Genomic DNA, 21,993 nt, shown 5'->3' on the forward strand with positions numbered 1-21,993 from the left:
ATGCCAGTAAAGAAGTGGAAATCAGAAGGTGCTGAGCCGAACGGCATCAGACCGTCATGATCTCGGCTTCTTTCGTCGTGACGAGTTTGTCGATTTCAGCGACGAATTTGTCCGTCAGCTTCTGGACGTCGTCGCCTGCGCGACGCTCGTCGTCTTCCGAAATTTCCTTGTCCTTGACGAGCTTCTTCAACTGCTCGTTGGCGTCGCGGCGCAGGTTGCGCACCGCCACCTTGGCCGTTTCGGCTTCGCTGCGCACGACCTTGGTCAGCTCGCGGCGGCGCTCTTCGGTCAATGCGGGCATCGGCACGCGGATCACGTCGCCGTGCGTGGCCGGGTTCAGACCGAGGTCCGACTCGCGGATCGCCTTTTCGACGACCTGGACCATCTTCTTTTCCCACGGCTGCACGCCGATCGTGCGTGCGTCGATCAGCGTGAGGTTCGCGACCTGCGAAATCGGCACCGGCGAGCCGTAGTAGTCGCACTGGATGTGATCGAGCAGGCCCGTGTGCGCACGACCCGTGCGGATCTTCGACAGGTCGTTCTTGAACGCGTCGATCGAACGCTGCATCTTCTGTTCAGCGCCCTTCCTGATATCAGCCACAGACATTTTTAAACCTCCGAACCTTCAAAACAGTGCGAGCCGCCCGGCACGCGCGATGCGGCGACCCGGGCTCGCGTCAAAGCCCACGTTATGTAAACGAGAGTTTACACGTGGACGAGGGTGCCCTCGTCCTCGCCTTGCACGATGCGCTTGAGCGCACCCGGCTTGACGATCGAAAACACGCGGATCGGCAGCTTCTGGTCGCGGCACAGCGCGAATGCCGTCGCGTCCATCACCTGCAGATTGCGGCCGATCGCCTCGTCGAAGCTGATCGTGGCGTACCGGGTCGCGCTCGTATCCTTCTTCGGATCGGCCGAATAGACGCCGTCCACCTTGGTCGCCTTCAGCACCACTTCCGCGCCGATTTCCGAGCCGCGCAAGGCGGCCGCCGTGTCGGTCGTGAAGAACGGGTTGCCGGTGCCGGCCGCGAAAATCACGACTTTGCCCTCTTCGAGCTGACGGATCGCGCGGGGCCGGATGTACGGCTCGACGACCTGGTCCATGCGCAGCGCCGATTGCACGCGCGCCTCGATGCCCGCGTGGCGCATCGCGTCCTGCAGCGCCAGCGCGTTCATCATCGTGGCGAGCATGCCCATGTAGTCGGCCGTGGCGCGGTCCATACCCGCCGCGCCGCCCGCGACGCCGCGGAAAATATTGCCTCCGCCGATCACCACGGCCAACTGCGTTCCGAGACGGACCACCTCGGCCACGTCCGCCACCATTCGTTCGATGGTCGCGCGATTGATGCCGAAGGCATCGTCGCCCATCAGAGCTTCACCGGAGAGTTTGAGCAGGACGCGTTTATAGGCAGTGGGCATAGAGGTATCCAGATCGCGCAGAACAGGGCAACAACAAGGGACTAATGTAGGGGTGAAATGCTGATTCGGGCAAGCGCCGCCAAATTTGGCGAACCTTTGGGTTCGCCCGCTGCGGCCGCGCGGCGAGGGTCAACCCGTGCGCGGCCTTGCGGCGCTGCCGAGCGCGGCGAAGTCTTGCTTCGCCGCGGGTCCAACGGTACGGCAGTGAAGCTTAGGTAAAGCTTATTGTTGCTTTGCAGCAGCGACCTGGGCGGCCACTTCCGCGGCAAAGTCGTCCTGCTTCTTCTCGATGCCTTCGCCGACCACGAACAGCGTGAACTTCTGCACGCTCGAGTTGGCCGCCTTCAGCATCTGCTCGATCGTCTGCTTGTCGTTCTTCACGAACGTCTGGTTCAGCAGCGACACTTCCTTCAGGTACTTCTGCACGCTGCCGTCGACCATCTTCGCGACGATTTCAGCCGGCTTGCCCGATTCGGCCGCCTTCTGTTCAGCGATGCTGCGCTCCTTGGCGATCAGGTCCGCCGGCACGTCGTTCGACGACAGCGACACCGGCTTCATTGCGGCGACGTGCATTGCCACGTCCTTGCCGACCTGCTCGTCCGCGCCGGTGTACTCGACCAGCACGCCGATACGCGTGCCGTGCAGGTACGCGGCCAGCTTGTTCGCGGTGTCGAAGCGCACGAAACGGCGGATCGACAGGTTTTCGCCGATCTTGCCGACGAGCGCGAGGCGCACCGCATCGACCGTCGAGCCGTCGAGCGGCAGGGCCGACAGAGCGGCGACGTCAGCCGGGTTCTGCGTCGCGACGAGTTCCGCGACCTTCTTCGAGAATGCGAGGAAGTCATCGTTCTTCGAAACGAAGTCGGTTTCGCAGTTCAACTCGACGAGCGAACCAGCGTTGCCGTTGATGAACGATGCGACCACGCCTTCAGCCGTCACGCGCGACGCCGCCTTGCTCGCCTTGTTGCCGAGCTTCACGCGCAGCAGCTCTTCAGCGCGCGCCAGATCGCCGTCGGCTTCCGTCAGCGCCTTCTTGCATTCCATCATCGGCGCGTCGGTCTTCGCGCGCAGTTCTGCAACCATGCTTGCGGTAATTGCCGCCATCATTTGCTCCTTGGGTTCTGTCTGTCACACGCCGCCCGCATTTCGATGCCGGCGGCAGCAATTCGTTTCAGCGCTTTCACGTATTTTTCACGGGCATCGCGCCAGGCGCCGTCTGGGAGCACCCTGCCAGATGCCTGTTACAACAATGTCGCGGCTTAAAAAAAGGGGGCCTGTAGAAAGCCCCCTTTTTTGCCGGACACGGGGCAGCTTTACGCTTCTCCGTTGACCTCGACGAACTCGTCGCCGTCGCCGCCACGGGCAGCCTGCACCACTTCGTTGACCGCGTTCGCACGGCCTTCGAGGATCGCGTCGGCCACGCCAGCCGCGTACAGGGCCACTGCCTTGCTCGCGTCGTCGTTACCCGGGATCACGTAGTCCACGCCTTCCGGCGAATGGTTCGTATCGACCACGGCGATGACCGGAATACCGAGCTTGTTCGCTTCGGTCACGGCAATCTTGTGGTAGCCGACGTCGACCACGAAGATCGCGTCCGGAATGCCGCCCATGTCCTTCACGCCGCCGATCGACTTCTGCAGCTTGGCCATTTCGCGTTCGAACAGCAGCGCTTCCTTCTTGCTCATGCGCTCGGTTTCACCGGCTTCCAGCGCTGCTTCCATGTCCTTCAGGCGCTTGATCGAAACCTTCAGCGTCTTGAAGTTGGTCAGCATGCCGCCGAGCCAGCGTGCGTTGACGAACGGCATGCCGGCGCGCTGCGCTTCCAGGGCGATCGTGTCGCGCGACTGGCGCTTCGTGCCGACGAACAGGATCGTGCCGCGGTTCGATGCCAACTGACGCGCATACTTCAGCGCGTCGTTGTACATCGGCAGCGTCTTTTCGAGGTTGATGATGTGAATCTTGTTGCGATGACCGAAAATGAACGGGGCCATCTTCGGGTTCCAGAAGCGGGTCTGGTGACCGAAGTGGACACCGGCTTCCAGCATTTGACGCATTGTAACTGCCATGAAATTCTCCACGAGGGTTGGGTCTTAAGCCGGCTGCCGCATCGGGCGCGCCCGCCTTTTCGTTTTGGCGGGAGCGCGTCGACACCCTGGGTGCGCCGGCTTGCGAATGGACTGCCTGATACTGCTACACTGCTTTGCCACGCTCGCGACGCAGGCAACCAGCGCCGCGAGAAGCCTTTCCCACCCTGCCCCAGGTGTGCTGCACGTGCACGCTGTACGTGCAAATTGCAGACAACCAAATGAAACTAGGCGTAGGTCGACTTAGCCGAAGATTATAGCACGTGACTATCGGCTGACTCAAGCCGCCCGGTAGAGCCCGGCCGGGCTCGCCGCAGCCGGGCGAGCGCCGCGGATCGCACCAGCGCGACGCAGGCCGGGAGCAACGCGTGAAGCGATCCCTGGCGCACTCTTTAATTGCCGGGCTAACTGCCGGGCAGAAAAATCCGCAAAAAAAACCCGGCAAAAAGAACCCGCAAAATAGCCGGCGAAAGACCTGACAAGCGACCTGGCAAGCGACCTGACAAGCGGGCCCGGCAGCGCTCCGCAAAAACGCCCCGCCCGCTCGCAAAAGCCTGCGGCGGCCTGAATATGGTGCGATAATCCCGCAATAAATCGCATTTCAGGCCCGACTCATGGCTATTACCATCAAAAACGACCACGATATCGCACAGATGCGCGTCGCTTGCCGGCTCGCCAGCGAGGTCCTCGACTACATCACGCCGTTCGTCAAGGCCGGCGTCACGACCGGTGAACTCGACCGCCTCTGCCACGAATATATGGTGAAGGAACAGGGCACGGTTCCCGCCCCGCTCAATTACCAGCCGCCCGGCTACCCGCCCTACCCGAAAGCCACCTGCATTTCCGTCAACGACGTGATCTGCCACGGCATTCCGGGCGACAAGGCGTTGAAGAACGGCGACGCGCTCAACATCGACATCACCGTCATCAAGGAAGGCTATTTCGGCGACACGAGCCGCATGTTCATCGTCGGCGAAGGCTCGATCATGGCGAAGCGCCTCGTGCAGGCCACCTTCGAATGCATGTGGCTCGGCATCGACCAGGTGCGCCCCGGCGCGCATCTCGGCGACATCGGCTATGCGATCCAGAAGCACGCCGAAGGCCTCGGCTACAGCGTGGTGCGCGAATATTGCGGCCACGGCATCGGCACCGTGTTCCACGAAGACCCGCAGATCCTGCACTACGGCCGCCCCGGCACCGGGCTCGAGTTGCAGCCGGGCATGATCTTCACGATCGAGCCGATGATCAACGCCGGCCGCCGCGACATCCGCACGATGCCCGACCAGTGGACCGTCAAGACCAAGGATCGCAGTCTGTCGGCGCAATGGGAGCATACGGTGCTCGTCACGGAAACCGGCTACGACGTACTGACCGTGTCGGCCGGCACGCCCGCGCGGCCGCCCGTCGTTGCGGCCACGGCCTGACCGGACTCCGATCTCGACGCCCGCCAATGAGTAGTGTTCCAGCCGTCGCCCCATCCCATGCCACGTCGCTGAAGGCGGACTACAAAGTGGCTAAAGCCCAGTTGCTGGAACGCTTCCGAACGGCCACCAACGTCGACGCGTTGATGGCCGCGCTCGCGCGCGCCACCGACAACTCGCTGCGCGCCGCCTGGGACACCTGCGCGCTGCCGGACGAATTTGCGCTCGTCGCGGTCGGCGGCTATGGGCGCGGCGAGCTCGCGCCGCACTCCGACATCGACATTCTCGTGCTGCTGCCCGACGCGCCGCTCGAGCATGTCGCGGCACGCATCGAGCGCTTCATCAGCCTCGCGTGGGATCTCGGACTCGAACTCGGCAGCAGCGTGCGCAGCGTATCGCAATGCATCGAGGAAGCCGCCAACGACGTCACCGTGCGCACGTCGCTGCTCGAAGCGCGGCGCATCACGGGCAGCACCGCATTGTTCGACGATTTCGCGGCGCGCTACCGCGAAGCGCTCGACCCGAAAGCGTTCTTCACGGCGAAGGTGCTCGAAATGCGCCAGCGCCACGCGAAGTTCCAGGACACGCCCTACGCGCTCGAGCCGAACATCAAGGAGAGCCCGGGCGGCCTGCGCGACCTGCAACTGATCCTGTGGATCACGCAGGCGGCCGGTTTCGGCAGCAGCTGGCGCGAACTCGAAGCGCGCGGGCTCATCACCGAGCGCGAGGCGCGCGAACTGCGCCGCAACGAAGGCTTTCTGAAGGCCCTGCGCGCGCGGCTGCACGTGATCGCCGGCCGTCGTCAGGACATCCTGGTGTTCGACCTGCAGACGCCCGTCGCCGAGAGCTTCGGCTACAAGCCCACCGCGACGAAGCGCGCGAGCGAACAGCTGATGCGCCGCTACTACTGGGCCGCGAAAGCCGTCACGCAACTCGCCACGATCCTGATCCAGAACATCGAAGCACAGCTTTTCCCGAGCACGAGCGGCATTACGCGCGTGCTGTCGAACCGCTTCGTCGAAAAGCAGGGCATGCTCGAAATCGCCGACGACGATATCTTCCAACGCGAGCCGAATGCGATCCTCGAGGCGTTCCTGCTGTACGAGCAGACGCCCGGCGTGAAGGGCCTGTCGGCGCGCACGCTGCGCGCGATCTACAACGCGCGCGACGTGATGGATCAGCACTGGCGGCGCGATCCGGAAAACCGGCGTCTCTTCATGGAAATCCTCAAGCAGCCGGCCGGCATCACGCACGCGCTGCGGCTCATGAACCAGACGAGCGTTCTCGGGCGCTATCTGCTGAATTTCCGCCGCATCGTCGGGCAGATGCAGCACGACCTCTATCACGTCTACACGGTCGACCAGCACATCCTGATGGTGCTGCGCAACCTGCGCCGCTTCGCGATCGCCGAGCACGCGCACGAATACCCGTTCTGCAGCCAGCTGATCGCGAACTTCGACCGGCCGTGGGTACTCTACGTGGCGGCGCTGTTCCACGATATCGCCAAGGGCCGCGGCGGCGATCACTCGACGCTCGGGATGGTCGATGCGCGGCGCTTCTGCCGCCACCACGGCATCGACGGCGAGGACGGCGAACTGGTCGTCTGGCTCGTGCAGCAGCATCTGACGATGAGCCAGGTCGCGCAAAAGCAGGACACGAGCGACCCGGAAGTCATCAAGCGCTTTGCCGAGCTGGTCGGCACCGAGCGGAACCTCACCGCGCTCTATCTGCTGACCGTGGCCGACATCCGCGGCACCAGTCCGAAGGTCTGGAACACCTGGAAAGGCAAGCTGCTCGAAGACCTGTATCGCACGACGCTCGCGGTGCTCGGCGGCGCGCGGCCCGATGCGCATTCGGAACTGAAGTCGCGCCAGGAAGAGGCGCTCGCGCTGCTGCGCCTCGAAACCGTGCCGGAAGGCGCGCAACGGGCGCTATGGGACAAGCTCGACGTCGGCTACTTCCTGCGTCACGACGCGGCCGATATCGCCTGGCAAACGCGCGTGCTGTACCGCCACGTCGAAACGCCGACCCCGCTCGTGCGCGCGCGGCCGTCGCCGATCGGCGAGGCGTTGCAGGTGCTCGTGTACGTGAAGGATCAACCCGATCTGTTTGCCGGCATCTGCGCGTATTTCGACCGCAACGGCCTGTCGGTGCTCGATGCGCGCGTGAGCACGACGCGCCACGGCTACGCGCTCGACAACTTCCTCGTCACGCATACCGAAGAGGACGTGCATTACCGCGACATCGCCAATCTGGTCGAGCAGGAGCTCACTGCCCGCCTCGCGGGCCACGGCACCCTGCTGCCGGGACCGTCGAAGGGCCGGCTCTCGCGTTTGTCTCGCACCTTTCCGATCACGCCGCGCGTCGACCTGCGGGCCGACGAGCGCGACCAATACTACATCCTGTCCGTGTCGGCGAACGACCGGCCAGGCCTTCTTTATTCGATTGCGCGCGTGCTGGCTGAGCACCGGGTCGGCGTCGCCTCGGCGCGGATCAATACGCTCGGCGAACGCGTCGAAGACGTGTTCCTGCTCGAAGGACACAGCCTGTCGGACAACCGCCTGCAAATTCAGGTCGAAACCGAGTTGCTGCGCGCGATCGCAGTGTGAGATTTCATGCGAACCAAATTAACAGCGAAGCATCCGCGTCCGGCGTCGTCGGACCGTGCCCCCGTGCGTTCCGGCAGCGCGTCGGCGCGCAAGCCGACCCGTCCGGCAGAACCGAAGCCTTCGACGAGCGGGTTCGGCGGGCCGCGCGCAGGCGCGGCGGCCGGCGGCGGCAGGCCGAGTGGGAGCAAGCCGGGCAGCGGCAGGCCGGGTGGCGGTAAGCCGACGGCGAGCGGTGCGCGTGCGCCACGTGCCGAAGGAGCGTTTGCGCGCAAGCGTGATGCGAATGTGGCAGACGCGCCGCGCCGTAATGAGGGCGAACGCGCGCCACGCCGCTTCGAGGGCAGCAGCGAGCGCAGCGAACGAACACCACGGCGGTTCGAAGGCGGAGGCGAACGTGGCGAACGAGCTCCGCGTCGGTTCGAGGGCGGCGCTGAACGTAGCGAACGAGCTCCTCGTCGGTTCGAGGGCGGCGGTGACCGTGGCGAACGAGCTCCGCGTCGATTCGAGGGCAGCGCTGAACGTGGCGAACGGCCCGCGCGTCGGGCTGATGCCGAGCGCGGCCAAGGCGCGCCGCGCCGCTTCGAAGGCGCGAGCGATCGCAGTGAGCGCGCCCCTCGCCGCGACGCAGGTGATCGCACCGAACGCGCACCGCGCCGGTTTGAAAACAGTACTGAACGTAGCGAACGCGCCCCGCGCCGCTTCGAAGGCGCAAGCGACCGTGGCGAGCGCGCGCCCCGTCGCGATACGGGCGATCGCGCCGAACGCGCACCGCGTCGTTTTGAAAGCAGCACGGATCGCGGCGACCGAGCCCCGCGCAGTTTCGGCGACCGGCCCCCGCGCCGCGATGACGGCGAGCGTCGCCCGTTCGGCGGTTCGCGCGCAGGCGCGGGCCGTGCCGCGGAAGGTGGAGCGCGCGGCGAGCGTCCGATGCGACGCGAGCGCGATACGTCCGAGCGCCCCCGTTTTGGCAGCGACCGCGCGGCTCCTCAGGAACGGCGTGGCGGCGAAGGCCCGCGCCGCGTCGAAGGCGAGCGTGGCACGCTCGAGCGCGGTGAGCGCCGCTTCGCGAAACCCGTGAAAAGCGCCTATGCCGAACGCCCGGATCACCCGGACCGCCCAGCACGCGCACCACGCGATGAGCGCGGCGAACGCCCCCCCGCCAAACGCGAGTTCGGCGAGCATGCCGAACGCTCCTCCAGCCGCCCTGAGCGCAGCTTCGACAAACCGTTGCCGTCCGCGGCACGCCGCTTCAGCGACGACCGCCCGGCACGCGCCGCCAGGCCGCAAAAAGCAGCACCGCGGGCCAACACCGAACATCGCGGCTCCGACAGCACGGCCACGGCCGACGCCCCGCGCCGGCCGCGTCGCGATCAGGAAGACGCGCCGGGCATGCTGCGTCTGTCGAAGCTGATGTCCGGGCTCGGTCTGTGTTCGCGCCGCGAAGCCGACGAGTGGATCGAGAAGGGCTGGGTCATGGTGGACGGCGAGCGCGTCGACACGCTCGGCGCCAAAGTGTTTCCGGATCAGCGCATCGACATCGACCCCGCCGCCGAGGCCGCGCAGTCAAGCCAGGTGACCGTCCTGATCCACAAGCCGGTCGGTCTCGTCTCGGGCCAGGCGGAAGACGGTTATCAGCCGGCCATCACGCTCGTTACGCCCGAGAATCGCTGGGAAGGCGACCGCTCGGACATCCGCTTCTCCGTCGCGCATCTGCGCCAGCTCGCGCCGGCCGGGCGTCTCGACATCGATTCGACGGGCCTGCTCGTGCTGACGCAGGACGGCCGCATCGCGAAACAGCTGATCGGCGGCCATTCGGAGGTCGAGAAGGAGTACCTGGTGCGCGTCGCCTACGGCGAGCATACCGTCGACGTGGAGAGCCATTTCCCGGCCGACAGCCTCGCGCTGCTGTGCCACGGCCTGTCGCTCGACGACGTGCCGCTCAGGCCCGCGCAGGTGAGCTGGCAGAACGGCGAGCAGTTGCGTTTCGTGCTGCGCGAAGGCAAAAAGCGCCAGATTCGCCGGATGTGCGAACTGGTCGGCCTCGAAGTGATCGGCCTGAAGCGCGTGCGCATGGGCCGCGTAGTGCTCGGCGCGCTGCCGCCGGGCCAATGGCGTTATCTGTCGGAAGACGAGTCGTTCTGAGCGCCCTCACCGTTCAAGCGCCAAAGACACCCGTCAAGCAAAAACCCCACGCACACGCGTGGGGTTTTTTCATTTCCGGCTATTCGCGGCAGCAGCACGATCCAGCAAGCGCCGGCGGTGCCGCGGCACGCAACCTCAATCGTCGCTATTCGGGTCGAGGTCCGGGAACAGCACCTCGGTAAAACCGAACTTCGAGAAATCGTTGATCCGCATCGGATACAGCTTGCCGATCAGGTGATCGCACTCGTGCTGCACGACCCGCGCATGAAAGCCCTCCGCAACGCGGTCGATCGGATTGCCGAACTGATCGAAGCCGTGATAGCGGATCATCGAAAAACGGCTCACCGCGCCGCGCAGCCCCGGCACCGAGAGGCAGCCCTCCCAGCCTTCTTCCATGTCGAGCGACACCGGCGTGATGGTCGGGTTGATCAGCACCGTCTCCGGCACCGGCGGCGCGTCCGGATAGCGCTCGTTCTTGCCGAATCCGAAAATCACCACCTGCAGATTGACGCCGATCTGCGGCGCGGCGAGACCCGCGCCCTCCGCATCGTGCATGGTCTCGAACATGTCCTTCACGAGTTCGTGCAGTTCGGGCGTGTCGAAATGATCGACCGGCTCTGCAATCTGCAACAGACGCGGATCGCCCATTCTGAGAATTTCTCGAATCATGAATACCCCTCCAGAAGCTTGCGCATACCTTCTTCGTCGAGTACGGGGATGCCGAGTTCCTCTGCCTTCGCGAGTTTGGTGCCCGCGTCGGCGCCCGCCACCACGTAACTGGTCTTTTTCGATACCGACCCCGCCACCTTCGCGCCGGCCGCTTCGAGCATTTCCTTCGCCTCCTCGCGCGCAAGGTTCGGCAACGTGCCGGTCAGCACGACCGTCTTGCCGGCCAGCACGCCCTGCGGCGCCCTCGGCGCAGGCGGCCCTTCGGACCACGTGACCTTGCCCGGCGCGCGCAACTGCTCGATCACGGTGCGGTTGTGTTCCTCGGCGAAGAACTGGTGAATCGATTCGGCGACCACCGGCCCGACGTCGTTGACCTCTAGCAGTTCTTCCAGCGGCGCGTCCATGATCGGATCGAGCGAGCCGAAGTGCTTCGCGAGGTCTTTCGCGGTCGATTCACCGACATGACGAATACCAAGCGCGTAGATGAAGCGCGCGAGCGTCGTGTGCTTCGCTTTTTCGAGTGAGTCGAGCAGATTCTGCGCCGATTTTTCGGCGAAGCGATCGAGTTCCGCGAGCGTCGCGAAGCCGAGGTTGAACAGGTCCGCCGGGGTGCGCACGAGATTCTGCTCGACGAGCTGATCGATGATTTTTTCGCCGAGGCCGTCGATATCGAGCGCGCGCCGCTGCGCGAAGTGCCACAGCGCCTGCTTGCGCTGCGCCGGACAGAAAAGCCCGCCCGTGCAGCGCGCAATCGCCTCGTCGGGCAGGCGTTCGATGCGGGAGCCGCACACCGGGCACTGCGTCGGCATCACGAACTCGCGCGCATCGGCCGGACGGCGCTCGATGAGCGCGCTGACCACTTCGGGAATCACATCGCCGGCGCGCCGCACGATCACCGTGTCGCCGATGCGGATGTCCTTGCGGCGCACTTCGTCTTCGTTGTGCAGCGTCGCATTCGTGACCGTCGCGCCGCCGACGAATACCGGCTCGAGCCGCGCAACCGGCGTAATCGCGCCGGTGCGGCCAACCTGCACGTCGATCGCGACGAGCTTCGTGAGCGCTTCCTGCGCGGGGAATTTGTGCGCGAGCGCGAAACGCGGCGCGCGCGACACGAAGCCGAGCGCTTCCTGCTCGTCGCGCCGGTTGACCTTGTAGACCACGCCGTCGATGTCGTACGGCAGCGCGTCGCGCTTCTCACCGACCGCGCGGAAAAAGCCGAGCAGGCCTTCGGCGCCCTGCACGACCGCGCGCTCGCCGTTGACCGGCAAACCCATTTCCTTGTACCAGTCGAGCAGTTCGCTGTGCGTGGCCGGCATCTCCATGCCTTCGAGCACGCCAATGCCATACGCGAAGAACGACAGCGGCCGTTGCGCGGTGATCTTCGAGTCGAGTTGCCGCAGACTGCCCGCTGCCGCATTGCGCGGGTTCGCGAATTCGCGTTGTTCTGCGGCGCGCTGGCGTTCGTTCAGGCGCTCGAAATCGCGCTTGAACATCAACACTTCGCCGCGCACGTCGAGCACGTGCGGCACGCGCTTGCCCTTGAGCCGGAGCGGAATCGAGCGGATCGTGCGGACGTTTTCGGTGACGTTCTCGCCGGTCGTGCCGTCGCCGCGCGTGGAGGCCTGCACGAACACGCCGTCGACGTAACGCAGCGAGATCGCGAGGCCGTCGAACTTCAGCTCGGCTGCGTATTCGATAGGCAACTGCGCGACCGGCAACTGCGCGACTGACCCCGGCGCGGCCGGCACCGGCGGCTCGCTCGCGTTCTTGCCGAGCGCGTCGGCGACGCGCTTGTCGAACGCGACGATGTCTTCGTCGGCAAAGCCGTTGTTCAGCGACAGCATCGGCTGCTCATGAATAACCGGCTCGAAGCCGCTCGCCACCTCGCCGCCGACGCGCTGGGTCGGCGAATCCGGCACGATCAGGTCCGGATGCTCGGCCTCGATGTGCTCCAGTTCCTTGAACAGCTTGTCGTACTCGGCATCGGGCAGGTCCGGTTGATCGAGCACGTAATACGCGTAGTTCGCGCGTTCGAGTTCCGCGCGCAGCCACGCGGCCCGCTCCGCCGGAGCGCTGGTTGCAGAAGGAAGAACGGAGGGTCTGGCCATGCTGTCGGACGCTTCTCAACGTGAAATTCAGACCTCCGATTATCGCAGGAAGCGTGCCCCTTTACACCGGCTGAATGGGCGGTTTGGGAGCTTTAAACGACGACGGCCGCACGATGTGCGGCCGTCGCAATGACACGGGAAACGCGCCGGCCTACTGGCTGAACAGACGCCGCGTAGCCGGCGAACCCGCGGGAATGCCCGCCTGTTCGAGCTTTGCGTACAGCGTCATGAGTTGCTTTTCGATCGCGAGCAGCGCGCTTTCCGGCAGCGGCCGGCGACCGTCGTCGACCACGCGCCCGCCAATCCGCTCGGCAAGCGACTTCGCGTAATCGCACATGAGCCGGAACGGCAGGATGTCTTCATCGGCGACCGGCACGTCGAGCACGAGCGTAATCATCTCGCCGCCCTTGTACGTGAGGTCGTCCCGCAGGAAGTTGGTGTCGCCGAACTGCAGCATGAACACCGGGCTTTGCCGCGAGTCGAGCTTGACGAAACGCGTGCCGTCGCGCGAGAGCAGCAAGCCGTCCTGCGAGGCGACCGCCTGCACGTAATTGGCTGACCACGGCGCGCCGTCCGACAGCACGTTGATCGACAGTTGCGCATCGCACTGCGCGGCGAAGCCGTCGAGTTCGCGCGCCATCGCCACCGTTTCGAGCATGTCGGGGAATTCCGGCGATGCGTCGAGCGCATCGGCGAACTGCTGCACGCCGGTCACGAATTCGGAGAACTCGAGTTCGTTGAGCGCGCCGCTGCGGTTGGCGAGTTGCGCGGCCGCGCGCAGTTCCTCGTAGCGCGCGCCGTTCTGCAGCAGCTCCCATGCGCCGCCTTCGGGCTTGCCCTCGATATGCACCGGCTTGCTGCCCGCGCGGCGCAAACGCTGTGCAAACGGAATCACCTTGTCGCCGGCCACCGGGCCATTCAAGCGAATCGGCACGATGCAGTCGATGCGCCGATCGACGATCGCGGGCGGCGCCGACGAAATCGTCGTGGCCGCCGGCAGAATCGGCTCGACGCGCTCCTGTGCGGCCGGTGCCGCTTGGCCCGCCTGGGCCGCGGGCGCTTCGGCGGCGGGCCGCTCGCGCTGCGCATCCGGCGCCGCGGCGTGCCCGCCGCCGGTTTCGCCCTCGATTTCCGGATAACCGTTCGGCGACGTCATCTCGGCCTGGATATCGGCCGGCGTATCGAGCGGCGCGGCGCTCACGCCGAACGTCGGCTCGACGCGCGCGGCGGTCGGATCCGCCGCCTCGGCGCCCACGGTGGGTTCGCGCCGCGTGGTCGGCCGGGCCGGTTCGATGAACGGGCTCTGCTCCTCATGCTCGTCCCGCGCAAAGCTCTCGGCGGTCTCGGCCGGCATCGGCCGCGGCATCTTGCGGCGCACCTTCGCGCCCTGCCACGCGTTGTACACGACCACGCCCCCGACCACCACGGCGCCCGCGCCGATCAAACCGAGTGTCAACTCGTCCATGCATGCTCCGTCAGCAATTCTTCTATCCGCGCGGCCCTGTGTGCGCTCCACGTCCCGCGCGGCAATCGATTCAAGCCGCTGCGCTGGATACGCACGCCCGCGAAGGCTTTAACTCAAACGATATTCTGGGCGAAACCGGCCGCCGTTTCCATGTCGACCGCGACGATGCGCGACACGCCCTGCTCCTGCATCGTCACGCCGATCAGTTGCTGCGCCATTTCCATCGCGATCTTGTTGTGCGAAATGAACAGGAACTGGGTTTTGTTCGACATCGCCCGCACGAGGTTCGCGAAACGTTCGGTGTTGGCGTCGTCGAGCGGCGCGTCCACTTCGTCGAGCAGACAGAACGGCGCGGGATTCAGCTGGAACATCGCGAACACGAGCGCGGTCGCGGTCAGCGCCTTCTCGCCGCCCGACAGCAGGTGAATCGTCGAATTCTTCTTGCCCGGCGGCTGCGCCATCACCTGCACGCCGGCGTCGAGAATTTCCTCGCCAGTCATGATGAGCTTCGCCTGGCCGCCGCCGAAAAGACGCGGAAACAGCTCGCCGAAATGACGGTTCACTTCGTCGAACGTGCTTTGCAGCAGCGTGCGCGTTTCGCCGTCGATCTTGCGGATCGCGTCTTCGAGCGTTTCGATCGCGCTCGTCAGGTCGGCCGATTGCGAGTCGAGGAAGCTCTTGCGCTCGGTCGCGGCCTTCAGCTCGTCGAGCGCGGCCATGTTGACGGGCCCGAGCGCGACGATCGCGTTGTTGATGCGCGTGACTTCGCCCTGCAGGTACGACGGCTTCATGTCGGGCGTGAGCTTCGCCTGCAACTCGGCCTCGTCGACACCCGCCGCGAGCAGTTGTTCGACGAACTGCTCGCCGTTGATGCGCGCGGCCTGCTCCTTCAACTGCAATTCGTTGATCCGGTCGCGCAACGGCTGCAGTGCGCGCTCGGTACTCAGACGCGTTTCGTCAGCTGCGCGCAGCTTCGACGTGAGGTCGTCGAGTTCGACGCGCGCGGCGCGCAGCGCCTCTTCCTTCGCGGTGCGGATGTCGAGCGCGTCCTGCAAACCGGTGTGCGCGGTCTGCTCGTTGATCGTTTCGAGCTCGGCGCGCGCGTCTTCGAGCGAGCCCGCGACGCGCTCGCTCTGCTCGTGCGCGACCTGGATGCTGCGCTTGAGCTCGTCGATGCGGTTCGCCATGTTGCGCGCGGCAAAGCGCGCGTCGGTGGCGGCGCGGTCGAGGTCGCGCGCTTCGCCGCGCGCGGTCGTGAGCGCTTCGTCGAGCGCTTCGAACGCGAGCTGGTGATCTTCGAAGCGCGCCTGCAATTCGGCCAGCTCGCCGTCGTGGCGCTCGAAGTTCGCTTCCGATTCCGCGCGCAGCGCACGCTGCTCGTCGATCTGCGCGACGATCTCCTCGAGCTCCTCGCGAATCTGCGTGCTGCGCTGCGTGTAGCGCTCGTGCGCCTGGTTGAGCTTGAGCACGTCCATCTGCAAGGCGTGCACGCGCTGCGTGGCGCGCTCGGCCTGCTGCCGCACTTCGGCGAGCGCCTGCGCGGCCTGCGTGTGAGCGGCTTCGGCGCGGATCGCGGCGGCCTTCGCCTCGTCGGCGAGCAGCGCCTGCGCGCGCACCTGGCGGCCGAGATTTTCGATTTCCTGCTGACGCGCGAGCATGCCGGCCTGTTCGGAATCGGCCGCGTACAACTGCACGCCGACGCGCGTGACCACATGCCCCGCCTTCACGACGAATGCGCCGCCTTCCGGCAACTGCGAGCGCATCGCGAGCGCCTGCTGCAGGTCGTCGGCGACGAACGTGAGGCCGAGCCAGTCGTTGAGCACCGCGCGGATGCCCGCGTCGTCGATGCGCACGAGCGGCAGCAGCGCCCGCAATGCGGCCGGTGTCGCGGGCGGCTGACCGGCCGCCGGCGGCGCGTAGAACGCGAGCTTGGCGGGCGGCGCGTCGGTCGCGAACGCCTTGACCCAATCGAGGTTCGACACTTCGAGCGCGGCAAGACGCTCGCGCAGCACCGCTTCGAGTGCGGTTTCCCAGCCGGCTTCAACGTGCAGCTTCTTCCACAGACGCGGCAGGCTGCCCAGTTCGTGCTTGTCGAGCCACGGCTGGATCTTGCCCTCGGTCTGCACGTTCTCCTGCAACTGCCTGAGCGCCGCGAGCCGCGCGTCGAGCTGATGAATCTGCGCGCTTTCGGCCTGTACGCGCTCCTGCGCGGCGCGGCGCTCGGCGTCCAGACGCGGCAGCGTTTCCTGCGCGTCGGCAAGACGGCCTTGCGCGTCGCGCAGAATCTCTTCGTGCTCGGCGAGCTGCATGCGCAACTCTTCGAGCTGCGCTTCGTCGGGCGCGTCGAGACCGCCTTCTTCCGATTTCAGCCGCTCATGGCGCTGCTGCAACTGCTGCAACTGCTGATCGGCATTGCGCTGATGCGCGGCTTCGAGCTTGAGCGCCTGCTCGGTCTGCGCGATGCCGCCGCGCTCCGCGTTCAATTCCGTCTGCGCGTCACGCCAGCGCGCTTCGAGCGCGGGCAGCGCGTCGTGCTTCGCGGCGGCGGCGTCTTCGGCGAGCACGGCTTTTTCTTCGGCGACGGCCAGTTGCTCTTCAGCGTCTTCGATATCGCCCCGCGCCTTCTCAGCCTGCGACTGCCACTGCTCGCGCTGCGCGGTAAGCGCGGCGATCTGCGCCTGCACGCGGTTGCGCGATTCGACGATGAAGCGGATCTCCGCTTCGAGCCGGCTCACTTCCGCATTCGCTTCGTAGAGTGCGCCCTGCGCGCCTTGCATCGCGTCGCTCGCCGAGTAATGCGCGACCCGCAGCGTTTCGAGCTGCGCTTCGACTTCGCGCAGCTTCGCGGTTTGCGCTTCGAGGTCGATCTGCGCCTGTTCGATCGCGCGCTGCTGGCGTTCCTGCTCGCCCGCGGCCTCGTTCTTGCGCAACAGCCACAAAAGACGCTGCTTCTCCTCGCCGTCGCTTTGCAGCTCGCGGTAGCGCGTGGCGACGACCGCCTGCCCCTCGAGCTTTTCGAGGTTCGAGCCGAGTTCGCGGACGATGTCCTCGACGCGCGTCAGGTTCTCGCGCGTGTCGTGCAGACGGTTCTCGGTTTCGCGGCGGCGTTCCTTGTACTTCGACACACCGGCGGCTTCCTCGAGAAACACGCGCAGCTCCTCGGGCTTCGCCTCGATCAGGCGCGCGATCATGCCCTGCCCGATGATCGCGTAAGCGCGCGGCCCAAGGCCGGTGCCGAGGAAGATGTCCTGGATGTCGCGGCGGCGCGCCGGCAGATTGTTGATGTAGTAGCTCGATGTGCCGTCGCGCGTGAGCACGCGCTTCACGGCAATCTCCGCATACTGGCCCCACTGGCCGGCGGCGCGGCCGTCCGCGTTGTCGAACACGAGTTCGACGCTCGCGCGGCTGCCGGGCTTGCGGGCGGTCGAGCCGTTGAAGATCACGTCCTGCATCGACTCGCCGCGCAGCTCCGAGGCGCGCGATTCGCCGAGCACCCAGCGCACGGCGTCGATGATGTTGGATTTGCCGCACCCGTTCGGCCCGACGACGCCAACCAGTTGGCCCGGGACCTGGAAATGCGTGGGATCGACGAAGGATTTGAAGCCAGCGAGTTTGATCGAGGTCAGACGCACGGCGATTTCGCTGTTTGAAAAGGAAGAATGAATAGGTGGCTCGCGGGGTGCGTGAGCCGCTCGCCGCTGCGGCGAAACGGCCCTCGCACACTCGCGAGCCTTCGCGATACGGGCGCCGGCTGCACACGCTCCGGCTAATGAGGGGGAATCATACCATCGCGCGTGAGCTGTTCTTACCGCCTTTACGATGGTCGCCGCGGTCATCGCGAACCTCACTGCCATCGCACGTGCCGGGCGCGCTCACGTCTTCGATGGCGGGATCGGGCGGCACTGCCTTCGTGCGATGCATCCAGCTCGATAACGCCGACGCGAGCACGATGCACGCGCCGCCCGCCCATTCGCGCGGGCCCGGCGTTTCGCCCGCGAACAGCCACGCGGACAGCGCCGTCACGACGAGCTCGAACAGCATGATGATCGACGCGCGGTTGGCCGGCACGCGCGCGAGTCCGTATTGCACGAGCATGTTGTTCGACGCGAGCAGCAGGCCGAGACCGAGCACGAGCAAAGCCGCGGTGCCGAGATGCGCGCCCGTGGGCGGCGCGGGCATCGGCTCGAACAGCGCCGCGCACGCGCCGAAGATTGCCGCGCCGCCGAAGACCGTCGCGGTGCGCATTTCCGGCTTCATCTGCGGCAGCACGCGGCTCGTCTTGAGGATCAGCACGTTGCTCATGGCAAAGCCCATGCCGCCCGCGAGGCCCGCCCATTCGGCGAGATTGCCCGGCACCGGAATGCCGAGCCGGGGCGACCACAGCATCGTCATCGCGCCGGCAAGCGACAGCGCGGCGAGACCCGCGCCGGACCACGTCAGGCGTTCGCGCAGGATGAAGTGCGCGAAGAGCGCGGTCCACGCGGGTGTCAGATAGAACAGCAGCAGCACGCGCATCACCTGGCCGTGGATCGCGCCCCACACGAAGCCGAGATTCGTCACGCCCGCGGCCAGCGCGAGTGCGGGCAGCAGCCAGTGCCAACGCACGGTTTTGAGCGCCCGGCGGCGCACGAGCAACACGAAGAGACATCCGGCGCAGCTCGTCAGCGCGCTCGCGGCGCTGCCGGTGACGCCGAGTGCGGCCAGCATGCGCAGCGGATACCAGACCATCCCCCATACCGACGCACCCAGCATGATCGCGAGCGTCGGCCAGCCGTTGCGAAGCCAGGTGCTCATGGTGCGGGGCTCCGGGCGATTCGGCTCGCGGCTTGGCTAGCGGTTCGATTCGCGGCCTGGGCGGGGTTTCGCGTTCGCGCTTCGCGGGTTGCGTCGTTGGGTACGTGGGCGAATGCCTGGTCGATACCCTTACCGGCTGATTTACCGGTCGCTCTGCCAGCCACTTTTCCGGCTGCTTTGGCGAGTGCCCGGTCGGTTACCTTGCCGGTTGCGTCGCAGGCCGCCTTGCCGGCTGCCCGGCTTGCCGTGCCGTTCGTGACTCCGCCCGCCGTACCTGCCGCGCTCGCGACATGGGCACGCTCACGCCGGTTTTCGCCGGCTGTCTCCTGACCTGCTGCGTACATTGCTGCTCCTGCGTATTCTTTTACGCAAACCGTGCGTGGTTCGCGCCGTTCCCGCTGCGGCGAATTCCGTTGCGCCGCCTGGCGGGTTGTGTTGCTTGCGCGCGGCGCGAAGACCCCGAAGACCCTCGCCGCCGCCTTTGCGCACCGGTCCGGCGGCACTTCGCTTTGCCCGCCAGCCGCCGCGCCCAGGGGCGCGCCACGCTATAATCGCCGCTTCGCCGTCGCGACCCGCTACCGGCTGGCCCGTCGAGCGCATGAGATGCCGTTTTCTGCGGCCGTTTCCTGCGCCGCTCACCCGCCAGCGCGCATGCCGGCGTTCCCGCATCCGTCCGCGTTCATCCTCGATCAGGCCCGATCCGCCCGTGAATCCGCTACTCGACTCCCTTCAGCCCTATCCGTTCGAAAAGCTGCGCGCGCTTTTCAAGGACGTCACGCCGCCGGCCGGCCTCGCGCACATCAGCTTCGGCATCGGCGAGCCGAAACATCCGACGCCCGAACTGATCCGCGACGCCGTCGTGAATTCGCTCGGCGGCCTCGCCACGTATCCGGCCACGCTCGGCTCGGCGCCGCTGCGCGAGTCGATCGCGAAATGGATCGCCCAGCGCTACAACCTGCCGCCGCTCGATCCGGCCACCGAGGTGCTGCCCGTGTCGGGCTCGCGCGAGGCGCTGTTCGCGCTCGCGCAGACGGTGCTGAACCCGCGCCGCGACGCGCATGGTAGTAGCAGTAGCAGTAGCGATGCAGGCAACGAGCCTGCGATCGTACTCTGTCCGAACCCGTTCTACCAAATCTACGAAGGCGCGGCGATTCTCGGCGGCGCCACCCCGTACTTCGTCAACAGCGACCCGGTGCGCAACTTTGCATGCGACTACTCGGCGGTGCCCGCCGACGTCTGGGCCCGCACGCAGCTGCTGTACGTGTGCTCGCCCGGCAACCCGACCGGCGCCGTGCTCACGCTCGACGACTGGCGCGAACTGTTCGCGCTGTCGGACCGCTATGGCTTCGTGATCGCCTCGGACGAGTGCTACTCCGAGATCTATTTCGACGAAGCGAAGCCGCCGCTCGGCGGCCTCGAAGCCGCCCACAAGCTCGGGCGCGGCTTCGAGCGGCTCGTGATGCTCTCCAGCCTGTCGAAGCGCTCGAACGTGCCGGGCATGCGCTCGGGCTTCGTCGCCGGCGACGCGCAGATCCTCAAGGCGTTCCTGCTGTATCGCACGTATCACGGCGCGGCGTTGTCGACGGTATTCCAGAGCGCGAGCATCGCCGCGTGGAACGACGAGACGCACGTGCGCGAGAATCGCGCGAAATACCTGCGCAAGTTCGCGACCGTCACGCCGATGCTCGCCGACGTGCTCGACGTGCGCCTGCCCGACGCCGCGTTCTACCTGTGGGCCGACGTCTCGCGTACCGGCCTCACGGACACCGGGTTCGCCCAGCGCCTCTACGCCGACTATAATGTGACGGTTCTGCCGGGCTCGTTCCTTGCGCGCACTGCGCACGGTGTGAACCCCGGCCGCAATTTCGTGCGTCTCGCGCTCGTTGCCGATGTCGACGAATGCACCGAAGGCGCGCGGCGGATCGTCGACTTCTGCCGCTCGCTGGGTGACAGCCGGGCTGTCGGCTGAGTCGTCAACTGAGTGCGAACCGGGCGCCGGCGAGGCACGCCCGGGTTGTCCCTGATCCGCGCGCGAGCCGCACCGCATCCTCTTCTCCAGACTTCAACCCTTCAGAAAATCACGCATATGTCGCAACAACTTCAGAGCATCATCGACACCGCCTGGGAAAACCGTGCCGACCTGTCGCCGAAGGCCGCGCCGGCCGAAGTGCGCGAGGCCGTCGCTCACGCGATCGAGCAACTCGACAAGGGCGCACTGCGCGTCGCCGAAAAGAAGGACGGCGACTGGGTCGTCAACCAGTGGCTGAAGAAGGCCGTGCTGCTGTCGTTCCGCCTCGAAGACAACGCGCCGATGCCGGCTGGCGGTTACAGCCAGTTCTACGACAAGGTGCCCTCGAAGTTTGCGAACTACACCGCTGAAGACTTCGCCGCGGGCGGCTTCCGCGTGGTGCCGCCCGCGATCGCGCGCCGCGGCTCGTTCATCGCCAAGAACGTCGTGCTGATGCCGTCGTACACCAACATCGGCGCCTACGTCGACGAAGGCACGATGGTCGACACGTGGGCCACCGTCGGCTCGTGCGCGCAGATCGGCAAGAACGTGCACCTGTCGGGCGGCGTCGGCATCGGCGGCGTGCTCGAGCCGCTGCAGGCGAACCCGGTCATCATCGAAGACAACTGCTTCATCGGAGCGCGCTCGGAAGTCGTGGAAGGCGTGATCGTCGAGGAAAACTCGGTGATTTCGATGGGCGTGTACCTCGGCCAGAGCACCAAGATTTACGACCGCGAAACCGGCGAAGTCACGTACGGCCGCATTCCGGCGGGCTCGGTCGTGGTGGCGGGCAACCTGCCGTCGAAAGACGGCACGCATAGCCTCTACTGCGCGGTCATCGTCAAGAAGGTCGACGCGAAGACGCGCGCGAAGGTCGGCCTGAACGAGCTGCTGCGAGGCGACTGATGGCGCGCGGCACCAAAACCGTCGTCTACGGCATTCCGAACTGCGACACCGTGAAGAAGGCGCGTGTGTGGCTCGAAGAACACGGCGTCGAGTTCGAGTTTCACGATTTCAAGAAGGCCGGTGTGACCGAGCCGCTCGTGCAGGACTGGCTCAAGGACGTCAAGCTCGACGCGCTGCTGAACCGCCGCGGCACCACATGGCGTGGTCTGTCCGACGACATGAAGGCGGCCGCGGAAACGCAGCCGGGCGCGATTGCATTGATGATCCACAAGCCGTCGGTCATCAAGCGGCCGGTGCTCGTGGTCAACGGGCGCGTCAAATCGCTCGGCTTTTCCGCGGACGAGTACGCGGCGCTGTTTGCATAGAGC

General features: G+C 66.1%; 15 protein-coding genes. 6 read left to right on the forward strand and 9 right to left on the reverse strand.

Going from position 1 to position 21,993, the window contains the following annotated elements:
- Positions 1-46: 46 nt before the first annotated feature.
- From frr to rpsB, 4 genes are all read right to left on the reverse strand, one after another.
- Entirely contained in the window at positions 47-607 is a 561-nt protein-coding gene (gene frr, locus B9Z01_RS01015; protein WP_013089702.1) for a ribosome recycling factor, read from the reverse strand.
- A gap of 98 nt (positions 608-705) precedes the next feature.
- Positions 706-1,419: a UMP kinase gene (gene pyrH / locus B9Z01_RS01020; protein WP_085480406.1), complete on the reverse strand. Its 714-nt coding sequence runs from the start codon at positions 1,417-1,419 to the stop codon at positions 706-708.
- A gap of 222 nt (positions 1,420-1,641) precedes the next feature.
- Complete coding sequence (tsf, locus tag B9Z01_RS01025) at positions 1,642-2,523, reverse strand: translation elongation factor Ts (RefSeq protein WP_085480407.1); 882 nt, start codon at positions 2,521-2,523, stop codon at positions 1,642-1,644.
- A gap of 209 nt (positions 2,524-2,732) precedes the next feature.
- Positions 2,733-3,485 carry a 30S ribosomal protein S2 gene (gene rpsB, locus B9Z01_RS01030; protein WP_085480408.1) on the reverse strand — a complete coding sequence of 251 codons (753 nt, stop codon included), beginning with the start codon at positions 3,483-3,485 and terminating at the stop codon, positions 2,733-2,735.
- Between the two features lie 632 nt (positions 3,486-4,117).
- On the opposite strand from rpsB, the gene map reads away from it, so the two are divergent.
- The 3 genes from map to B9Z01_RS36840 are packed head-to-tail and all read left to right on the forward strand — an operon-like array spanning position 4,118 to position 9,675.
- Complete coding sequence (gene map / locus B9Z01_RS01035; RefSeq protein WP_085480409.1) at positions 4,118-4,927, forward strand: type I methionyl aminopeptidase; 810 nt, start codon at positions 4,118-4,120, stop codon at positions 4,925-4,927.
- 26 nt (positions 4,928-4,953) lie between these two features.
- The gene (locus tag B9Z01_RS01040) at positions 4,954-7,533 is read left to right on the forward strand and encodes a [protein-PII] uridylyltransferase (protein WP_085480410.1); all 2,580 of its coding nucleotides are present in this window, start codon (positions 4,954-4,956) and stop codon (positions 7,531-7,533) included.
- A 6-nt stretch (positions 7,534-7,539) separates the two neighbouring features.
- On the forward strand, positions 7,540-9,675 hold the full coding sequence (locus B9Z01_RS36840; protein WP_085480411.1) for a pseudouridine synthase: 2,136 nt from the start codon (positions 7,540-7,542) through the stop codon (positions 9,673-9,675).
- Between the two features lie 135 nt (positions 9,676-9,810).
- Here B9Z01_RS36840 and def read toward each other — a convergent pair whose 3' ends face one another.
- The 5 genes from def to B9Z01_RS01070 form a co-directional block, all read right to left on the reverse strand.
- Entirely contained in the window at positions 9,811-10,344 is a 534-nt protein-coding gene (def, locus tag B9Z01_RS01050; protein ID WP_085480412.1) for a peptide deformylase, read from the reverse strand.
- Positions 10,341-12,452, reverse strand: coding sequence for an NAD-dependent DNA ligase LigA (ligA, locus tag B9Z01_RS01055; protein ID WP_085480413.1), 2,112 nt, complete (start codon positions 12,450-12,452; stop codon positions 10,341-10,343). The genes def and ligA overlap by 4 nt, the downstream gene beginning before the upstream one ends.
- Before the next feature lie 151 nt (positions 12,453-12,603).
- The gene (locus B9Z01_RS01060; protein WP_085480414.1) at positions 12,604-13,917 is read right to left on the reverse strand and encodes a cell division protein ZipA C-terminal FtsZ-binding domain-containing protein; all 1,314 of its coding nucleotides are present in this window, start codon (positions 13,915-13,917) and stop codon (positions 12,604-12,606) included.
- Positions 13,918-14,030: 113 nt separating this feature from the next.
- Positions 14,031-17,549, reverse strand: a complete 3,519-nt coding sequence (gene smc, locus B9Z01_RS01065; protein ID WP_085480415.1) for a chromosome segregation protein SMC — start codon at positions 17,547-17,549, stop codon at positions 14,031-14,033.
- Between the two features lie 148 nt (positions 17,550-17,697).
- Positions 17,698-18,711 (reverse strand): DMT family transporter, encoded by a 1,014-nt coding sequence (locus tag B9Z01_RS01070; RefSeq protein WP_085480416.1) that lies wholly within the window; start codon positions 18,709-18,711, stop codon positions 17,698-17,700.
- 706 nt (positions 18,712-19,417) lie between these two features.
- Between B9Z01_RS01070 and dapC the strand changes: the two genes are divergently transcribed.
- From dapC to B9Z01_RS01085, 3 genes are all read left to right on the forward strand, one after another.
- Complete coding sequence (gene dapC / locus B9Z01_RS01075) at positions 19,418-20,680, forward strand: succinyldiaminopimelate transaminase (protein ID WP_085480417.1); 1,263 nt, start codon at positions 19,418-19,420, stop codon at positions 20,678-20,680.
- A gap of 117 nt (positions 20,681-20,797) precedes the next feature.
- Positions 20,798-21,625, forward strand: coding sequence for a 2,3,4,5-tetrahydropyridine-2,6-dicarboxylate N-succinyltransferase (gene dapD / locus B9Z01_RS01080; protein WP_085480418.1), 828 nt, complete (start codon positions 20,798-20,800; stop codon positions 21,623-21,625).
- Positions 21,625-21,990, forward strand: a complete 366-nt coding sequence (locus B9Z01_RS01085; protein WP_085480419.1) for an ArsC family reductase — start codon at positions 21,625-21,627, stop codon at positions 21,988-21,990. Before dapD ends, B9Z01_RS01085 begins: the two co-directional genes overlap by 1 nt.
- The last annotated feature ends 3 nt before the right edge of the window (positions 21,991-21,993 follow it).

The sequence above is a fragment of the Paraburkholderia susongensis genome, from assembly GCF_900177725.1.
Classification (GTDB): Bacteria; Pseudomonadota; Gammaproteobacteria; order Burkholderiales; family Burkholderiaceae; genus Paraburkholderia; species Paraburkholderia susongensis.

Bases quoted from the DNA above. Each gene is read 5' to 3' on its own strand.
- B9Z01_RS01040 (WP_085480410.1), top strand. From the start codon at position 4,954: ATGAGTAGTGTTCCAGCCGTCGCCCCATCCCATGCCACGTCGCTGAAG.
- pyrH (WP_085480406.1), bottom strand. From the start codon at position 1,419: ATGCCCACTGCCTATAAACGCGTCCTGCTCAAACTCTCCGGTGAAGCT.
- ligA (WP_085480413.1), bottom strand. From the start codon at position 12,452: ATGGCCAGACCCTCCGTTCTTCCTTCTGCAACCAGCGCTCCGGCGGAG.
- B9Z01_RS01070 (WP_085480416.1), bottom strand. From the start codon at position 18,711: ATGAGCACCTGGCTTCGCAACGGCTGGCCGACGCTCGCGATCATGCTG.
- frr (WP_013089702.1), bottom strand. From the start codon at position 607: ATGTCTGTGGCTGATATCAGGAAGGGCGCTGAACAGAAGATGCAGCGT.
- dapD (WP_085480418.1), top strand. From the start codon at position 20,798: ATGTCGCAACAACTTCAGAGCATCATCGACACCGCCTGGGAAAACCGT.
- def (WP_085480412.1), bottom strand. From the start codon at position 10,344: ATGATTCGAGAAATTCTCAGAATGGGCGATCCGCGTCTGTTGCAGATT.
- map (WP_085480409.1), top strand. From the start codon at position 4,118: ATGGCTATTACCATCAAAAACGACCACGATATCGCACAGATGCGCGTC.
- B9Z01_RS01085 (WP_085480419.1), top strand. From the start codon at position 21,625: ATGGCGCGCGGCACCAAAACCGTCGTCTACGGCATTCCGAACTGCGAC.
- tsf (WP_085480407.1), bottom strand. From the start codon at position 2,523: ATGGCGGCAATTACCGCAAGCATGGTTGCAGAACTGCGCGCGAAGACC.
- B9Z01_RS01060 (WP_085480414.1), bottom strand. From the start codon at position 13,917: ATGGACGAGTTGACACTCGGTTTGATCGGCGCGGGCGCCGTGGTGGTC.
- B9Z01_RS36840 (WP_085480411.1), top strand. From the start codon at position 7,540: ATGCGAACCAAATTAACAGCGAAGCATCCGCGTCCGGCGTCGTCGGAC.
- rpsB (WP_085480408.1), bottom strand. From the start codon at position 3,485: ATGGCAGTTACAATGCGTCAAATGCTGGAAGCCGGTGTCCACTTCGGT.